Origin of the sequence: Rathayibacter agropyri, from assembly GCF_013249015.1 — a bacterium.
Lineage (GTDB): Bacteria > Actinomycetota > Actinomycetes > Actinomycetales > Microbacteriaceae > Rathayibacter > Rathayibacter agropyri.
This window is the reverse complement of record NZ_JABRPL010000001.1, coordinates 495,326-513,082: the sequence shown is the minus strand read 5'-3', so window position 1 is coordinate 513,082 and position 17,757 is coordinate 495,326. Positions and strand designations below refer to the sequence as shown.

Below are 17,757 nucleotides of genomic sequence, written 5' to 3'. Positions count from 1 at the left end.
AAGGGGGGTGGGATGAGGGGGAGGGGGTTAGGGGGTCGGGCGGAGGTAGAGGACGGCCAGGGGTGGGAGGACGAGTTCGGCTGAGGCGGGGCGTCCGGCCCACGGTTCTTCGCGAGCCTCGACCGCGCCGAAGTTGCCGACGCCGCTGCCGCCGAAGATCTCCGCGTCGGTGTTGATGAGTTCCTCCCAGCGGCCCGCCGTAGGCAGACTCACCCGGTAGCCGTGGACGGCTGTGCCTGAGAAATTGGCGATGACGGCCACGGGGCGCCCCTGGCGGTCCTTGCGCAGGAACGACACCACGTTCGCGGCCGCGGCGCCGCCGTCGATCCACTCGAAGCCGGCCTGGACGCTGTCGAGTTCCCAGAGCGAGGGGGAGTCGCGGTAGACGCGGTTGAGCTGACCGACGAGGTTCCACAGGCCTCGATGGCTCGGCTGGTCGAGAATCCACCAGTCAAGGCCGCGCTCCTCGCTCCACTCCGAGTACTGCGCGAACTCCTGCCCCATGAAAAGCAGCTGCTTGCCCGGATGCGCCCACATAAACGCCAGATAGGCCCGGACGTTGGCGAGTTGCTGCCAGTGATCGCCCGGCATCTTGTTGACCAGTGAGCCCTTGCCGTGCACGACCTCGTCGTGGCTGATCGGCAGGACGAAGTTCTCGCTAAAGGCGTAGACGAACGAAAAGGTGATCTCGCCGAGGTGGTACTGGCGCCACAGTGGATCGTTCGCCATGTAGTTCAGCGAGTCGTGCATCCAGCCCATGTTCCACTTTAGGCCAAAGCCCAGACCGCCGGAACTGGTGGGCTGGGTGACGCCCGGCCAACTGGTCGACTCCTCCGCGATCATCATGATTCCCGGGTGCAGCTTGTAGGCCGTCGCGTTGACCTCCTGGAGGAAGCTGATCGCTTCGAGGTGCTCACGCCCGCCGTGCTGGTTGGGCAGCCACTCGCCCTCCTTGCGGGAGTAGTCGAGGTAGAGCATAGAGGCGACCGCATCGACGCGCAGGGCATCCACGTGGAACTCCTCGAACCAGAACAGGGCGTTGGCGACCAAGAAGTTGCGGACCTGGGTGTGTCCGAAATCGAAGACGTTGGTGCCCCAGTCCATCTGCTCGCCGCGGCGCCAGTCCGGGTGCTCGTAAAGGGCTTCGCCGTCGAAGCTGGCGAGGGCGAAGTCGTCCTTCGGGAAGTGCCCGGGGACCCAGTCGACGATGACGCCGATGCCCGCCTGGTGGAGGCGGTCGATCAGATACTTCAGGTCGTCGGCGGTGCCGAACCGGCTCGAGGCGGCGTAGTAGCCGGTGACCTGGTAGCCCCAGGAGCCGCCGAAGGGGTGCTCAGCGAGCGGCATGAACTCGACGTGCGTGAACCCCAGCTCCGTCACGTAGTCGATCAGCGGATCCGCGATGTCGCGGTAGCCCAGGCCCGGACGCCAGGAGCCGAGGTGCATCTCGTAGATGCTGAGCGGCTGTGTGTGCGGATCGACGGACGCCCGCTTCTGCATCCACGCGGAGTCCTCCCACCGGTGGTGCGAGACGGGGACCTTCGAGGCTGTCGCCGGCGGGACCTCTGTCGCGCGCGCCATCGGATCGGCCTTCTGCACCCAGCGGCCGTCGCGCGAGAGCAGTTCGAACTTGTAGGAGGCGCCGGGCTCGACGCCGGGCGCAAAGATCTCCCACACACCGGTCACGCCGAGGTTGCGGAGTGAGTGGCCCTCGCCGTCCCACCCGTTGAAGTCGCCGATCACGCGGGCCGCCTGAGCATGCGGCGCCCAGACGGCGAAGGAGGTGCCCCACACTCCTTCGTGCTCGCAGTGGCGGGCACCGAGCGCTTCCCAGAGTCGCTCGTGCCGTCCCTCGCCGATGAGGTAGAGATCTAGGTCGCCGACGGTCTTCGAGAAGCGGTACGGGTCCTCCGCCGTCCACTCGCCGCCGCCGTCGTAGCGTGCCTCGACGGTGTAGGCCTGCGGCCCGAGGACGTGAAAGCCCTGCCACACGCCGTGGCCGAGGTGGCTCAGTTCGACGCGGGCGCCGCTCGAGAGCACGATCGTGACCTTCTCGGCGAGGGGCCTGCGCACGCGCACCACGGTGACCGGGTCTGCGACGCCGGGCGCCTGAACGACGTGCTGGCCGAGAACGTCGTGAGGGAGCGCGTTGCTGCCGGTGGCAATCTGCTGCAGCACCCAGTCGGGGAGGTCAGGGACAGAGATCGCGGACGTGCCGTCGATCGGTCCCGCGGCGGGTTTCGCGGCGACCGGCTGCGGTGCCTCCGGCGCTGTCTCGACGGCGTAGCGGCGCGCGTTCTCGCCGTCCGCTCCGGGGCGCTGGGGAGCAGCCTCTGCAGCATGCGCGCCGTGGCTCGTGGTCGTCGCCGAGCTGGTGCCTGCGGTCGACACGGTCTCGGCGTGCGGCGCCAGGCCTGCGGCGTCGGCCGGGCTTTCGCCGTCGGGAACAGTTCCGCTCATCGTTCGTCCGCCTTCACGCTCAGGATGTGCACGGGCTCGACGAAGGAGTCGAGCCGCACGTAGTTGTCGCTGCCCCAGGTCCAGACGGAGCCCGTGATCAGGTCCTCGACCTCGAATCTCGCACCCCAGTCGAGCCCGATCGCGGGCAGGTCGAGGTGCACGGTGGTTTCGCGGGCCGAGTGCGGATCGGTGTTGACGACCACGAGGAGTGTGTCTGCCGCTCCCGTTCCGGTGAACGCCCGCTGCAAGTGCTTGGAGTAGACGAGAATCGCGTCGTCGTCGCTGCCGTGCACCAGGAGGTTGCGCAGCTGCCCCAGGGCAGGGTGCGCCCGTCGGATCTCGTTGAGGCGCGTGAGGTACGGCGCCAGCGAGCGGCCCGACTCCTCCGCACCCGCCCAATCGCGCGTCTTGTACTCGTACTTCTCGTTGTCGATGTTCTCCTCGGCGCCCGGGCGTGCGACGTTCTCGACCAGCTCATAGCCGGCGTAGACGCCCCAGAGCGGAGACGCGGTCGCGGCCAGCGCGGCACGGACCTTGTAGGCAGGCCGTCCGCCGTACTGGAGGTACTCGGTGAGGATGTCCGGCGTGTTCACGAACAGGTTTGGCCGCATGTAGTTGGCCGTCTCGTGCGCGATGCTGGTGAAGAACTCGGCCAACTCCTCCTTGGTGTTGCGCCAGGTGAAGTACGAGTACGACTGCTGGAAGCCGACCTTGCCGAGCGCCCGCATGATCGCCGGGCGGGTGAACGCCTCCGCGAGGAACAGCACCTCGGGGTGCTCCGCGGTGATCTCGTGGATGACGAACTCCCAGAAGTCGAGCGGTTTCGTGTGGGGGTTGTCGACGCGGAAAATCCGCACGCCGAGCGAGATCCAGTGGCGCAGGACTCGCAGCGCCTCCTGGCGGATACCCGCGGGGTCGTTGTCGAAGTTGATCGGGTAGATGTCCTGGTATTTCTTCGGCGGGTTTTCGGCGTAGGCGATCGTGCCGTCCGGAAGCGTGGTGAACCACTCCGGATGGCTGGTGACCCAGGGGTGATCCGGTGACGCCTGCAGTGCAAAGTCGAGGGCGAGTTCGAGGCCGGCGTCGGTGACCGCGGAGTGGAACGCACGGAAGTCGTCGAGGGTGCCGAGGTCGGGGTGGATCGCGTCGTGGCCACCCTCGGCTGAGCCGATCGCCCAGGGGGACCCCGGGTCGCTCTCGCCGGCCTCGAGGGTGTTGTTCGGGCCCTTGCGGAAAGCTCGGCCGATGGGGTGGATCGGCGGCAGGTAGAGCACGTCGAAGCCCATCGCCGCAACGGCGGGGACGCGGTCGATCGCGGTGCGGAACGATCCGCTGGTGACGGTGCCGTCGTCGTGGCGCACGGCGCCTTCGGAGCGGGGGAAGAACTCGTACCAGGCGCCGACGCCAGCGCGGGTGCGCTCGACGTGCACGGTCCGGTGCTCCGACACGCTGGCAAGGCTCCTCACCGGACGGGCGTCGAGCGCGTCGTGCACGGCGGAGTCGGTCGCCGCGGCCAGGCGCTCGTCGGCCGGCAGGTCGGTGTCGGCCAGGCGGGAGGCGGTGTCGGCGAGTAGGTCGCGCTCGGCCGGGGGCCGGGTCTCGTCGTCCGCGCCGGTGCGCAGGAGGCCTGCGCCGAGTGCGAAGGTGACCTCGATGTCCAGGCCCGCCGGAATCTTGACCTCGGCGGTGTGCAGCCAGGTGGCCCAGTCGTCAGCGAAGGCGCGGATGCGGTACGTCCAGTCACCCTCGGCGTCCAGTAGCACCAGGCGGCCGTACCGGTCTGTTCCCGTCGCGAGCAGCGACATGCGGTGCTCCGACTGTGCCCCAGTGGGGGACGTGAGCAGGAGGTCGACGCCGATGAGATCGTGGCCCTCACGGAACGCGGTGGCGGCGAAGGGGACGACCTCGCCGACGAACGCCTTCGCGGGCCACCGGTCGTCCTCGAGCCGGGGCTGCGGATCGAGGATTGGGATGCGCTCGGCGCGCACGCGGTAGCCGCTGCCGGTGGTGGCCGGCGCCTCGGCGACCGGCGGGGCGTCGGAGGCCGCGGGAGCCGCCGCGGCCGCCGGAGCCGAAGCGGCGGCGGGAACGGTGGGTGCCGGGTCGACCACCTCCACTTCGGGGGGCGCTTCGGGTGCGCGTTCGCGATCCGCTCGTCGTGCGTCCTTGCCGTGCGGAGCCTTGCCGAAAGGTAACTGAGCCACGTCACGACAGTAGCGATCGCCGACCGCGCGCACACGACGCTTGCGCCCGCCCGCGGAGCTGTGCGAATAATTCCCGGAGCCGTGCGAACAGTCCGCGCCGGAGCCGATCGGGGACCGGGACGCTCCGCTAGGGTGACCGAGCGCGACCGCGACGGTGCTCCGCGACCGTCTCTCCTGAGTCCGCAGAGAGTCGAGGGGTGCCGTGAAGGCGATCCGCCGCTTCATCGTCCGCTCTGTCCTTCCGCCCGAGCTCTCGGCTCTGGGCGAGCTGGCTGGCAACCTGCGCTGGGCGTGGCACGAGCCCATCCGGCGCCTGTTCGAGCGGGTCGACCCCGAGCTCTGGCGTCGTGGCGGAGCCGACCCGACGGCGCTGCTCGGAGCGGTCAGCCCCGAGCGCCTCGCCGAACTCGCCAGAGACCAGGGCTTCGTCGATGAGGCATGGCGCCTGCGCGACGAGCTCGAGCGGTACCGCACCGAGCCGCGCTGGTACCAGTCGCTGGCGGAGGGGGTACCGCGTTCAGTCGCCTACTTCTCGCCGGAATTCGGCATCGCCGCGGCGCTTCCGCAGTACTCCGGTGGGCTCGGCATCCTCGCGGGCGACCACCTCAAAGCCTCCTCGGACCTGGGTGTGCCGCTGATCGGAGTCGGCCTGTTCTACCGCTCCGGCTACTTCTCGCAGGGCCTCTCGGCTGATGGCTGGCAGCTCGAGTCCTACCCCTCGCTCGACCCGGACGGCCTGCCGCTGCGCGTCGTGCGGCGCGCCGACGGGTCGCCCGCCAGGATCGTGCTCGCGCTGCCGGAGGGCCGGGCGCTGTACGCCAGGGTCTGGCGTGCCGAGGTTGGCCGGGTGACGCTGCTCCTGCTCGACGCCGACATCCCCGAGAACGAGGACGCGCTGCGCTCGGTCACCGACCGTCTCTACGGGGGAGAGAGCGAGCACCGTCTCCTGCAGGAGTTGCTGCTCGGGATCGGCGGCGTGCGCGCGCTCGAGTTGTGGGCCGAGGTCTCGGGCACTGCGGTCCCGGAGGTGTTCCACACCAACGAGGGCCACGCCGGCTTTCAGGGGCTCGAACGCATCTCGGGCCTGATCGGCGCAGGGCTCGACTTCGATCAGGCACTGCAAGTGGTGCGAGCGAGCACGGTGTTCACCACGCACACCCCTGTGCCTGCGGGTATCGACCGCTTCGACCGGGCGCTGATCGGTCGGTACTTCTCCACCGAGCTGCTGCCCGGGGTGCAGGTCGAGGACGTCCTGGAGCTGGGAGCCGAGCCGGGCGACTCCGGAAGCACCGCGTTCAACATGGCGTACATGGGTCTGCGCCTGGCGCAGCGCTCGAACGGCGTCTCCTCCCTGCACGGTGAGGTGAGCCGGTCGATGTTCGCGAGTCTGTGGCCCGGCTTTGAGACGGCGGAGATACCGATCGGCTCGATCACGAACGGGGTGCATGCGGCGACGTGGACCGACCCGATTCTTCGGGCACTGGCGCGGGATCGGCTGGGCACCGACGACACGACCCGGGCCGACTGGGCCTCGGAAGACCTCGGCGATGACGCACTCTGGCGGGCCCGCCGGACGATGCGGGACCAGCTCGTGCAGGACGCGCGTCGACGCGCTACTCGCTCCTGGCAGGAACAAAATCCGGGCGGGTCACCGCCGGCATGGCTCGACCAGATCCTCGACCCGGATGTGCTCACGGTCGGCTTCGCACGGCGCGTGCCCACCTACAAACGCCTGACCCTGATGCTGCACGACCCTGAGCGCCTGCGCGCGCTGCTCACTCATCCAGAGCACCCGATCCAGATCGTCATCGCGGGCAAGTCGCACCCGGCGGACGAGGAGGGGAAACGGCTCATCCAGAAGCTGGTTCGCTTCGCGCAGGAGCCTGACATCCGCCGGCACATGGTGTTCCTGCCCGATTACGACATCGCGATGGCTCAACTGCTCTACCCAGGCACCGACGTCTGGCTGAACAATCCGCTGCGACCGCTTGAGGCGTGCGGCACCTCCGGGATGAAGGCGGCCCTGAACGGCTCGCTGAACCTCTCGATCCTGGACGGTTGGTGGAACGAGTACTTTGACGGCGACAACGGCTGGGCGATCCCCTCCTCCGACCGCGCCCTCGACCCCGAGGCCCGCGACACGCTCGAGGCCGACGCGCTGTACGAGTTGCTCGAATCCGAGGTCGTGCCGCGCTTCTACGAGCGCGACAACGACGGCGTTCCGCACCGCTGGGTGCGCTCGATCCGCCACACTCTGGCGACACTCTCGCCCACACTCTCAGCCGAGCGGATGGTGCGCGAGTACGTCGCGGCCCTTTACCAGCCGGCGGCGGAGGCAGCGCGCGCGGTCTCAGACGATCACTTCGAGCCGGCGAAGGAGCTCGCGTCCTGGAAGCGCCGGGTCCGTGCGGGCTGGCCGGGCGTCGTTGTGGCCTCGGTCGAATCGGGCGGGATCGACGCAGTGCCGCAGCGCGGCGACCGGCTCGCGGTGCGCGCGGGGGTGCGCCTGGGCGAACTCTCGCCCGCCGACGTCACAGTGGAAGTGGTGTACGGCACCTCAGCCGCCGACGGCTCGCTGACCTCGGTGCGTCGGCACGAGCTCGAGGTGGCGGAGGAAGCGGGCGCTGTCGTCCCTGCCGACGCGGTCGGACGCGTCCCGTACGCGGGCGTGTTGACCCTCGACCGCAGCGGCCCTTTCGGCTACACCGTCCGCGTGGTACCCCGCCACCCGCTCCTCGCCCGCCCGGCCGAACTCGGCCTCACCGCCGCCGCCACCTAACCCGGTTCCCCCTCCGCGAGATACCACTTGGGTACGCGACACGCGGAAGAACGTGAGCACAGTGGCATCTCGCGGGAGGGACGACGACGCGCGGGTCAGCGGGTGAGGTGCGCGAGCTGGGCGCCGGTCGCGGCGACGAGGTCGGCGGGGGCGAGCTCGATGTCAAAACCGCGGCGACCGCCCGAGACGAGCACGGTGTCGAAGAGTTCGGCGGTCTCGTCGAGCACCGTGCGGTGTCGCGTCCGCTGGCCGATCGGCGAGATTCCGCCCAGTACGTAGCCGGTGCGGCGCTGCGCGAGTGCGGGGTCGGCCATCACGGCGCGCTTGCCACCGACTGCCGCGGCGAGCTCCTTGAGATCGAGCGAGCCGGTCACCGGCACGATGCCGACCACGAGTTCGCCATCCACATCGACCACAAGAGTCTTGAAGACCCGCTCCGGCTCCACGCCGAGCGCCTGGGCGGCCTCGGTCCCGTAGCTCGTCATCGACGGGTCGTGGCGGTACTCCCGCGGGAGGAAAGGGAGGCCCGCCGCTGTCAGCGCGACCGTCGCGGGAGTCCCCGGTCCGTTTCGCGACATCAGGCGTCCTGCTCCGGAGCCAACTCCTGCTCCGGAGCCGACCCGTGCGCCACGAAGAGCTGCATCGACGTCGCGGCCACGCGGATGACCTGGCCTGCCGCGAAGGACTCGCCGTGCTCCAGCGGCTCCGGCTCCGCACTGTTCCACAGTCGCGTGTAGCCGGTGACGCCCGAATTCTCCGCGAGCACGACCGTGGTGTCCTGCTCCACGCCGTGCACGACGAGGAGCACCCGGTCGGGATCCCCGTTGACGTGCGTCGACGCCGCAAGGTACTGCAGCGTCCGGTGCGCGGCCGAGGTCCAGTCCTCGTCAGACATGCCGCGGCCGTGCGCATCGAACCAGCGCATGCTGCTCGCTCCCGGCGTGACCTCCTCGCCCCGGCCGTAGCGGGAGGGCCGCAGCGCCGGATGCTCGCGGCGGAGACGGAGGAGTGTGCGGGTGTGTGCCCGCAGCGCCAGCTGCCAGTCAGCAAGGCCCTCCCAGCGCAGCCAGGTCAGGTCAGAGTCTTGGCAGTACGCGTTGTTGTTGCCGCGCTGACTGCGCCCGGTCTCATCGCCCGCTGTCAGCATCGGGACGCCGGCCGAGAGCAGCAGAGTGCCGAGCAGGTTGCGCATCGCTTTTCGGCGGTCGAGGGTGATCCGCTCGTCGGTCGTTGGGCCCTCGAAGCCGTGGTTGAAGGAGCGGTTGGTGTCGGCTCCGTCGCGGTTGGACTCGCCGTTGCCGACGTTGTGCTTGACGGTGTACGAGACAAGATCGGCAAGGGTAAAGCCGTCGTGCGCCGTGACGAAATTGACGGAGGCGAGCGGGCCCCGCTCGGCCGAGAAGGTGTTGGAGGAGCCGGAGAGCCGCGTCGCGAATCCGCCGATGCCGACGGGTGCCGTCCCCGCGCGCCGGGCGTAGTCGATGTCCGAGAGCCAGAAGTTCCGCGCCCGATCGCGGTAGCGGTCGTTCCATTCCGACCAGCCGGCCGGGAAGTTACCCGTCTGCCAGCCGCCCATGCCCACGTCCCACGGCTCGGCGATCATCTTCACGCCGGCCAGCGCTGCATCCTCGACGGCGGCCCGGAGCAGCGGGTGGTCGCGGTGAAAGTGAGCGTTCTCGTCGCGGCCGAGCGTGGCCGCGAGGTCGAGCCTGAAGCCGTCGATCCCCAGTTCGCCGGACCAGTAGCGCAGGGAGTCGAGGACCAGCCGTTGCGCCGCGGGCCGGCCGAAATCGATCGTGTTGCCGCAGCCCGTGACATCGACGTAGTGACCCTGTGCTGTCTGGCGGTACCAGCCCGCGTCGTCGATCCCGCGCAGGCTCGACATCGGACCGCCGGGACCCTCTTCCGCCGTGTGGTTGTAGACGACGTCGAGGATCACCTCGAGGCCGGCCTCGTGCAGCAACTTCACCATCCCCTTGAACTCGCGCAGCACCGCGCTCGGCCCGCCACGTTGGGCGCTGGGGGAGGCGTACGCGGCGTGCGGACTGAAGAAGTTCAGCGTGTTGTAGCCCCAGTAGTTGGTGAGGCCCTGCCGCAGCAGCCGCTGCTCCGAGACGAACGCATGCACGGGCAGCAGCTCGACCGCCGTCATCCCGAGATCGAGCAGGGCAGCGATCGTCGACTCGTGGGCCAGGCCCGCGTAGGTGCCGCGCAGCTCCGCGGGGAGTGCGGAGTTCAGCTTCGTCAGGCCCTTCACGTGCGCCTCATAGATCACGGTGCTGGCCAGCGGCGTGCCCGGGCGGGAGGAGGCGCCCCAGTCGAACGCGTCGTCGACGACGACCGAGCGCCACTCGTTCTCAGCCACCCGGTGCAGACCCCTCGAGTAGGGCTCGAGCAGGGCGCGCCGGGGGTCGAATCGGTGGCGCGGTCCGCTCGGGCCGTCGACGCGAAGGGCGTAGCGGCGGCCGGGCACCAGCAGCTCGGAGTGCACGGACCACACGGCGTCATCGTCGCGGGCGAGCGGAACGGTCCGCGTGATCCAGGCCGGGTCCTTGTCGTCATACAGGAGGAGGTCGACGGCACTCGCGCTGTCCGACCAGACCCGCAACTCCCCGCCCTGATCGCCGACGCTCACGCCGAGCCGGGCCAGGGGATCGTGAGAGGTCATGCGACTTACAGTAGTGACGGGCACCGGCCTCCTCCGTGCCCCTGACGCGGGAGGAATGGCTGTCATGATCTACCTCGACCACGCCGCGACCACGCCGCTGCGTACCACTGCTCTCACCGCGTTCGCCCAGGCCTCGGCGCAGCTCGGCAACCCCTCTTCCGTGCACGCCTCGGGTCAGGAAGCACGACGGCGACTCGAAGACGCGCGCGCGGCGCTCGCCGGTGTGCTCGGCTGCGAGCCCATCGAGGTCGTCCTGACCGCGGGAGGGACCGAGGCGATCAATCTCGGAATCAAGGGCCTGTTCTGGCAGCGGCGCGCGGAGAACCCTTCCCGCACGCGCCTGCTCGTCGCCGAGGGAGAGCACCACGCCACTCTCGATAGTGCCGCCTGGCTCGCCGAGCACGAGGGCGCCAGCATCGAGTGGCTACCGCTCGACGCCGAGGGGACTCTGCAGCCAGACGCGCTCGCTGCGGCGCTTGAGCGCGATCCCGGCTCCGTTGCCCTGGTGACCGCGCTATGGGTGAACAATGAAATCGGCACGATCAACCCCGTGGTTGCCCTCGCCGAGGTCTGCGCCCGCGCCGGCGTGCCGCTGCACCTCGACGCGGTCGCCGCCCTGGGTCACCTGCCGCTGCGGATCGACGAGGTGCGCCGCGCCTCCGGTTCGCGCGGCGGCGTGGGGCTCGTCGCCGTCAGCGTGTCGGGCCACAAGGTCGGTGGACCGATCGCCACAGGCGCCCTCATGCTCGCGCGCGACGCGCGTGTGGTGCCGGTGCTGCACGGAGGCGGCCAGCAGCGCGGCGTGCGCTCGGGCACCCAGGACGTTCCGGGTGCCGCGGCGTTCGCGGCCGCCGCGGTCGAGGCGGAGGCAGAACTCCCCGGCGAGACCCGTCGCCTCACCCTCCTGCGCGACCGGCTGGTCATCGGCGCCCTCGCGGCTGTGCCGGGAGCGACGCTGACCGGTCCGCCGCTCGACTCCGGCCGCCGCGTCTCGAACAACGCGCACCTCGCGTTCCCCGGCGCCCAGGGTGACTCCCTGCTCTTCTTGCTGGACGGCGCGGGTGTCTCTGTCTCGACCGGCTCCGCCTGCACAGCGGGCATCCCCGAACCCTCTCATGTGGTCCTCGCGCTCGGCCGCAGCGAGGACGAGGCGCGCGGGGTCCTTCGGATGACGCTCGGGCACACGTCGAGCGACGCCGACGTCGACGCGCTGCTCGCCGCGCTCCCTCCCGCCTACGCGCGGGCGGCGCGGGCCGGACTGTCGAGCCGCGCGGTGCTGCCTTCCCTCTGACGTTCGGCGCCTGCCTCGGCTCGTGCCTCGCGAGTGCGAAACGTAGACTCGCACGGTGAAGATTCTCGCGGCGATGAGTGGTGGAGTGGACTCGGCGGTGGCCGCGGCGCGCGCGGTGGAGGCGGGTCACGAGGTCGTTGGCGTGCACCTCGCGCTGAGCAGGATGCCCGGTACCCTGCGCACCGGGAGCCGCGGCTGCTGCACGATCGAGGACTCGATGGACGCTCAGCGGGCCGCGAACGTCCTCGGCATCCCCTACTACGTCTGGGATTTCTCGGAGCGTTTCAAGCTCGACGTGGTCGATGACTTCGTCGCCGAGTACTCGGCTGGCCGCACGCCCAATCCGTGCATGCGCTGCAACGAGCGGATCAAGTTCGCCGCGCTCCTGGAGAAGGCGCTCGACCTCGGTTTCGATGCCGTCTGCACCGGCCACTACGCCTCGCTCCGCACCGCCGCTGACGGCTCGCTTGAGTTGCACCGCGCGAGCGACGAGGCGAAGGACCAGTCCTACGTCCTCGGCGTGCTCACCACCCAGCAGCTCGAGCACTCGATGTTTCCGCTCGGCTCCACCCCCTCCAAGGCCCTCGTACGGGCGGAGGCGGCCCGCCGCGGTCTCAGCGTCGCAAGCAAGCCGGACAGCTACGACATTTGCTTCATCCCCGACGGCGATACCCGGGGCTGGCTGGCGGAGCGGGTGGCGCCGGAGACCGGGGCGATCGTGGACCGTGAGGGAGCGGTTGTCGGCTCGCACGAAGGTGCGCACGGTTACACGGTCGGACAGCGGCGCGGGCTGCACCTGGGCGTTCCGGCCCCCGACGGCCGACCGCGCTTCGTGCTCGAGGTGCGTCCCGTCTCCAACGAGGTCGTCGTGGGTCCGCGGGAGGCGCTGCGCATCGGGCAGATCGCCGGCGCCCGCTTCAGCTGGACGGGAGCGGCACCCGAGGACGCGACGACGCCGTTCCGCTGCGACGTGCAGATCCGGGCGCACGCGGATCCGGTCCCGGCCTCGGCCGTGGTGTCGGAGGTCGATGGCAGTGTGGAACTCGTGATCACTCCTGACTCGCCGCTCGACGGCGTCGCCCCCGGCCAGACGGCCGTCGTCTACCTGGGCACGCGCGTGCTCGGCCAGTGCACGATCGACCGCACGGTGGCCGCCGATCCCGCGGCGGTGCTCGGATGAGCGACGCGGTCGTCGATCCTTCCCAGCGGGTCGACGAGCTGCGTGCGGGCATCCGCGCCGCGAGCGACGCGTACTACGCGGCCGACTCCTCCCCGCTCGCCGACGCCGAGTACGACGCTCTCGTCCTCGAACTCGCTGCCCTCGAGGCCGAGCATCCCGACCTTGCCGCAGACGACTCACCGACGCAGACAGTCGGCGGCGTCGTCGGCGCCGGCCTCGCCCCCATCACTCACGCCGAGCGGATGCTCTCGCTCGACAACGTGTTCTCGCCCGATGAGCTGCGCGAGTGGTGCGAGAAGACGGTCGCGTCGGCCGACCGTCCCATCTCCTGGCTCACAGAGCTCAAGATCGACGGCCTGGCCATCTCGCTGCACTACGAGCACGGCCGCCTCGTGACCGCCGCAACCCGCGGCGATGGCCGAATCGGCGAGGACGTTACCGTTAACGCGCTTCGCGTCGCAGGCATCCCCGAGCGGTTGTCCGGCGAAGGTCATCCGGCACTGGTCGAGGTCCGCGGCGAGGTGTTCATCCCCGTGGCCGCCTTCACCGAACTCAACGCGCTGCAGGAGCGGCTGCGCGAGGAGGCGGTCGAGGAATGGCGTGCGCGCTGGTCGGCCCGCCCCGTCGGCACGCGCGGCGACTTCGATGAGGAGAAGGCCCGCTTGAGCGCGTTGCGCCGCTTCCCGACCTTCGCCAATCCGCGAAACGCAGCGAGCGGAGGACTCCGCCAGCAGCTCGACAAGAAGGACGGCCTCGATCTGCGCGCCGGCGAGGCGCGCGTGTCCTCGCTCGCGCTCTACGTCCACGGCATCGGCGCCTGGCCCGACCCGCCTGTGGGCACGCAGTCCGACGTCTACGGCCTGCTCGCCGCCTGGGGCCTGCCGATCAGCGCCCACAACCGCGTCTTTCGGTCGGTCGACGAGGTGCTCGCGTTCGTCGAGCAGTACGGGCGCGACCGGCACTGCGTCGAGCACGAGATCGACGGAGTCGTCGTCAAGGTGGACGAGCTTGAGCTACACGGCGAGCTCGGCGCCACCAGCCGGGCCCCGCGCTGGGCGATCGCCTACAAGTACCCGCCCGAGGAGGTGCACACGAAGCTCCTCGACATCGTCGTGAGCGTCGGGCGCACCGGCCGCGCCACTCCGTTCGCGCAGATGACGAAGGTCAGGGTCGCCGGCTCGGAGGTGCGTCAGGCGACGTTGCACAACGCCGACGTCGTCAGAGCCAAGGGTGTGCTGATCGGCGACACGGTCGTGCTGCGCAAGGCGGGTGATGTGATTCCCGAGGTGCTCGGCCCGGTGGTGGAGCTGCGTGACGGCACCGAGCGCGAGTTCGTGATGCCGACCCAGTGCCCCGAGTGCGGCACGACCCTCGCGCCGGCAAAGGAGGGCGACGTCGATCTCCGCTGCCCCAACGCGAAGTCCTGCCCCGCCCAGGTACGCGGTCGTGTCGAGCACATTGGCAGCCGTGGCGCGCTCGATATCGAGGCGCTCGGCGAGGTCAGCGCGGCGGCGCTCACGCAGCCGCTCGTCCCGGCAGATCCGCCACTGCGCACTGAGGCAGGCCTGTTCGAGCTCACGGTGGCCGATGTCTTCCCGATCGAGGTCGTCGTCCGCGACTCCGAGACCGGGCTGCAGAAGCTCGACGCAAACGGCGAGCCGAAGGTGGTCACCCCGTTCAAGCGCAAGCGCCAGCCGGCGAAGGACGGCGCGTTCGATCCGGCGGCTGGCGCCTTCGAGGGAGATGCCGTCTCGGTGCCCTCCACCAACGCCCTGCGGCTGATCGAGAACATCGAGCGCGCGAAGACCAAAGAGCTGTGGCGCCTGCTGGTCTCGCTCAGCATCCGGCACGTCGGTCCGGTCGCGGGCCGAGCGCTGGCCGGCTACTTCGGTTCGCTCGACGCGATCCGAGCCGCGAGCCGCGACGAGCTGGCGGCTGTCGATGGCGTTGGCGGGATCATCGCCGATGCGCTGCTGGCCTGGTTCGAGGTCGACTGGCACGTCGAGATCGTCGAGCGCTGGGCCGCTGCGGGTGTGCGCTTCGCGACTCCGGGCCACCCCGGACCGGGCGCGGCCGACGCCGCGGGCGGTGTCCTCGCCGGCCTCACGGTCGTCGCGACCGGCAGCCTCGAGGGCTACTCCCGCGAGGGCGCCCAGGAGGCGATCCTCGCCGCCGGCGGCAAGGCGGGCTCGAGCGTGTCGAAGAAGACCGACTACGTCGCCGCAGGCCCCGGCGCGGGCAGCAAGCTGGGCAAGGCCGAGGCGCTGGGGTTGCGGATTATCACCGCGGCCGAGTTCCACCGGCTGGTGACGGAGGGACCTGCGGCCATCGCGCTGCCGGAGGCTGCTGAGGCCGCCGGTGCTGGGCCCGCTCCCGCCGGTCCCACGGGCGGGGCGCCGACCGCGGAGGAGACGACCGTGCCCGATGCCTGACGCGAGCGGCGGGGAACGGCGCGCATTCCTGCGCCGCTCACGATCGCCGCCGCGCCTCGCGCCGCCCCGCTGCTTTCCGCCGAGCGCCCGACTGCCGCGGTCGTCGGCCGGATCGACCACCTCGTCTTGCTCTGCCGCGTCCCCGCGAGCGCCGTCTCGGCTTGCACCCACGAGTATCACTTGATACATCAGCGTCGATGTGTTCATTGGTGTCGATGTCGGCAAGGGCGAGCATCACACGGTTGCGATGGACCGGGCAGGCAAGCGCCTGCTCGATAAGGCGTTGCCGAACGAGGAAGCGAAACTACGCGAACTCATCGGAGGTTTGAAGGCTCTTTGCAGTTGAGGGTGTAGCCGTACGGGTGTGGGGTTGGTGCGTCGGAGCGTGGAACGGGGTTGAGGTCTTCCGATGATGAAGGTTCCTACGCCAGCCATCCGAGAGACCTCGACGTGTCTCACGATAGCTTCGACGACCCTGACCTTCTGCCGCCTAAACGAACTCGGCTTGTGAAAGCCGTTGGCCAGTATCTCGAGCCCGATCGGGCAATGATTGCCGCCTGATCCGCAAGAGTCGTGCAACCATTCCAGCCGAACGCGATGCAACGAAACGGACACCGCGAGCACGCCGTCAGGCTTCAGTGACACGCCCTAGCGGCGTCGCCACCATCTCCGTCGTTGCTCAATTCGGTCGGGTCCGGTGGAGTGGAGCTTGTGCTGGATCCGTGTGAGATCGTTCTGCAGGCGGGTGATGTCAACGGGATGGGGGAGGCTGGCCGCCCGTTTAGGATCGGTGAGTACGCGGGTCTCTTGTGCGAGGTCTAGGACAACCTGCCGGGCTTGGATCGGGAGAGAATCGTCATCGGCGACGGAGAGAGCCGCCTTCAAGGCGTTCGTGGACCGGTCGCGGAAGGAGTGTGCCCAGAGCGCACTGCCCGGCTCGGCCAGTGCGATCATAATGGCTGCGTAGTCGCGAGCGAGGTACGCGGGATGTGCAGGAGCCGCGAGCAGCAGTTCAGCTGCGCACTGGATGGGGTCGATGCCGCGCCGGCGGGCGGACACCCGTACGAGCGCGTGACGGATGTGCAAAGATCCACGGTCGCCACCGACCATTTGCTCCTCTTGCTGAAAAAGTAGCGCTTCCGTCTCGGTATCCGAGTCACGAGCACCGATGACCGCGAGCCGGTGTTTCTGTGTCCATTTACGCTTGTCGCCCCGCAGAGCGCTCGTGATCGTTGCTCCCTCAGGGAGGCCAGCCTCAAGCGCGGCGATCGCCAGCGTGACGACGGCCGGTGGTGCCGGGGTGTAAGTGTCTGGCCGAACAAAGAGGCGCTTTCGCCAGTCGCGGAGCAGTACGTCCAGTTCGTCGGAGGTGAGAGCACCCGCGGTATGCACGATCTCGAGAAGTACGGCAGCACTTGGCTCGTTCAGAGCAGCATCACGCAGCGCAGCCCGCATTCCGTCGAGGTGAACCCGGAGCATATACTCGCGATTCTCAATGACGGACTTGTGAGCGAACGTGCTCGAGACATCGAATCCGGGGCTCGGCGGCAGGCCTGCATCTCGGCGCGCTTCGTCGACCGCTCCGGGCCACGCCTCCGTCACTTCCGCCGCCCAGCCGTACCCGTTCGCCAACTGTGCCCTGTTCTCATCCGGCGTTCTCGGGCCCCTGGTGAGCACGTCGGCGATCCGCGCCCGCATCCAGGCGGGCAATCGGTCATCACGCACCGCGGCGAGTGACGACGCACCGCGGGGCTCGTGTGGCGTAGCGAACAGCTCCTCGATTGCCCAGACGATGTCCTCGGTGAGTGGCGGGACCAGTGCAGCCTCCCGGCGCCGCTCTGCAAGGGCCACGGCAGCGGCCACCGGGTCTTCGCCCCGCATCGCGACGAGATCAAAATATGTACTCGCATCGCGCCCGGTCGCGAACGTGTTTTCGGCGGCGGCGCGAACAGCATCCGCTCCACCCCAAGCGCGAAGGATCTCCGCATCCGCGCGGCCTTCCCGGGCCAACCCGGCGACCACCGAAGCGGCGGCGGGGTAACCGGTCTCGAACGCATATTCAAGCGTGTAAGACAGCTCGGTGCGCGGAGACCCTAGCTCTCGGGTGGTTTCCAGCCTGGAGAGCGTGCTGGGTGCGAGCAATATGGCGAGATCATCGTGCGTCAACAGTGCCCTGGTACGCAGCGCACGTGCCGCACCGGCGTGCACCTCAGCGAGCTCCGGCCCGCGAAGAACTGCGCGCAGTTCGTCCTCTTCACCCGGCCTGAGCTCCACATCGCCAGGTGCGAGCAGCACGGCGAGTCGTCGCTGCCAAGCCTCCAACTGATCGGCACTCGTCCCGAGCGGCCTCGCATCGTGGAACACGACAAACGGCTCGTCATCGCTGTTCCCACCGGAAACCACGAACCCTGAGCCCACGACTGCGTTCAGCGCCGCGGACACTAGTGATCGATCGCCACCGAAATACACCCACTGCGGCCTGGTTAACTCGCCCCGCTTATTGAAGGAATCCTGCTGGCGGTGCCATCCGATGTACGGATAATGCTCCCCAAGACCGTGACTTCGACGGAGAAGGCGAGCGGACTCGTGCAGCTCGCTCTGGTCGAAGATCTCTCGACTTGGCTCAATAAACAGCACTCCCGGCAGACTGCGCAATATGGCGAGCAGGTCAGATCGCGTAGACACGTCGCGGACCTTAGCGCACCCCCACCCTACAGTCAACGACCTAGCTAGAATCTAGCCC

General features: G+C 69.3%; 9 protein-coding genes and 1 pseudogene. 5 read left to right on the top strand and 5 right to left on the bottom strand.

Annotated features, from left to right (window positions below; translation table 11 throughout):
- Window positions 1-27: 27 nt before the first annotated feature.
- Entirely contained in the window at window positions 28-2,460 is a 2,433-nt protein-coding gene (glgB, locus tag HRF29_RS02350; RefSeq protein ID WP_173244073.1) for a 1,4-alpha-glucan branching protein GlgB, read from the bottom strand.
- Entirely contained in the window at window positions 2,457-4,448 is a 1,992-nt protein-coding gene (locus tag HRF29_RS02345; protein WP_425503101.1) for an alpha-1,4-glucan--maltose-1-phosphate maltosyltransferase, read from the bottom strand. Before HRF29_RS02345 ends, glgB begins: the two co-directional genes overlap by 4 nt.
- A 418-nt stretch (window positions 4,449-4,866) precedes the next feature.
- Between HRF29_RS02345 and glgP the strand changes: the two genes are divergently transcribed.
- Entirely contained in the window at window positions 4,867-7,443 is a 2,577-nt protein-coding gene (gene glgP / locus HRF29_RS02340; RefSeq protein WP_173244067.1) for an alpha-glucan family phosphorylase, read from the top strand.
- A 95-nt stretch (window positions 7,444-7,538) separates the two neighbouring features.
- Here glgP and ybaK read toward each other — a convergent pair whose 3' ends face one another.
- Both ybaK and glgX read right to left on the bottom strand, forming a co-directional pair.
- Window positions 7,539-8,021 (bottom strand): Cys-tRNA(Pro) deacylase, encoded by a 483-nt coding sequence (gene ybaK, locus HRF29_RS02335; protein ID WP_173244064.1) that lies wholly within the window; start codon window positions 8,019-8,021, stop codon window positions 7,539-7,541.
- Entirely contained in the window at window positions 8,021-10,111 is a 2,091-nt protein-coding gene (gene glgX, locus HRF29_RS02330) for a glycogen debranching protein GlgX (RefSeq protein ID WP_173244061.1), read from the bottom strand. The genes ybaK and glgX overlap by 1 nt, the downstream gene beginning before the upstream one ends.
- A 64-nt stretch (window positions 10,112-10,175) precedes the next feature.
- Here glgX and HRF29_RS02325 point away from each other — a divergent pair, with 64 nt between their 5' ends.
- The 4 genes and pseudogenes from HRF29_RS02325 to HRF29_RS02310 all read left to right on the top strand — a co-directional run.
- On the top strand, window positions 10,176-11,402 hold the full coding sequence (locus HRF29_RS02325) for a cysteine desulfurase family protein (protein ID WP_246226578.1): 1,227 nt from the start codon (window positions 10,176-10,178) through the stop codon (window positions 11,400-11,402).
- A gap of 55 nt (window positions 11,403-11,457) precedes the next feature.
- Window positions 11,458-12,582 carry a tRNA 2-thiouridine(34) synthase MnmA gene (mnmA, locus tag HRF29_RS02320; protein ID WP_173244055.1) on the top strand — a complete coding sequence of 375 codons (1,125 nt, stop codon included), beginning with the start codon at window positions 11,458-11,460 and terminating at the stop codon, window positions 12,580-12,582.
- On the top strand, window positions 12,579-15,014 hold the full coding sequence (gene ligA, locus HRF29_RS02315; protein WP_173244052.1) for an NAD-dependent DNA ligase LigA: 2,436 nt from the start codon (window positions 12,579-12,581) through the stop codon (window positions 15,012-15,014). Before mnmA ends, ligA begins: the two co-directional genes overlap by 4 nt.
- A 187-nt stretch (window positions 15,015-15,201) precedes the next feature.
- Window positions 15,202-15,345: pseudogene (locus HRF29_RS02310) on the top strand (IS110 family transposase); the annotation flags it as partial.
- A 317-nt stretch (window positions 15,346-15,662) separates the two neighbouring features.
- Here HRF29_RS02310 and HRF29_RS02305 read toward each other — a convergent pair.
- Window positions 15,663-17,456 (bottom strand): hypothetical protein, encoded by a 1,794-nt coding sequence (locus tag HRF29_RS02305; RefSeq protein ID WP_173244049.1) that lies wholly within the window; start codon window positions 17,454-17,456, stop codon window positions 15,663-15,665.
- Between the last annotated feature and the right edge of the window lie 301 nt (window positions 17,457-17,757).

Bases quoted from the DNA above. Each gene is read 5' to 3' on its own strand.
- ybaK (WP_173244064.1), bottom strand. From the start codon at position 8,021: ATGTCGCGAAACGGACCGGGGACTCCCGCGACGGTCGCGCTGACAGCG.
- HRF29_RS02325 (WP_246226578.1), top strand. From the start codon at position 10,176: ATGATCTACCTCGACCACGCCGCGACCACGCCGCTGCGTACCACTGCT.
- glgX (WP_173244061.1), bottom strand. From the start codon at position 10,111: ATGACCTCTCACGATCCCCTGGCCCGGCTCGGCGTGAGCGTCGGCGAT.
- ligA (WP_173244052.1), top strand. From the start codon at position 12,579: ATGAGCGACGCGGTCGTCGATCCTTCCCAGCGGGTCGACGAGCTGCGT.
- glgB (WP_173244073.1), bottom strand. From the start codon at position 2,460: ATGAGCGGAACTGTTCCCGACGGCGAAAGCCCGGCCGACGCCGCAGGC.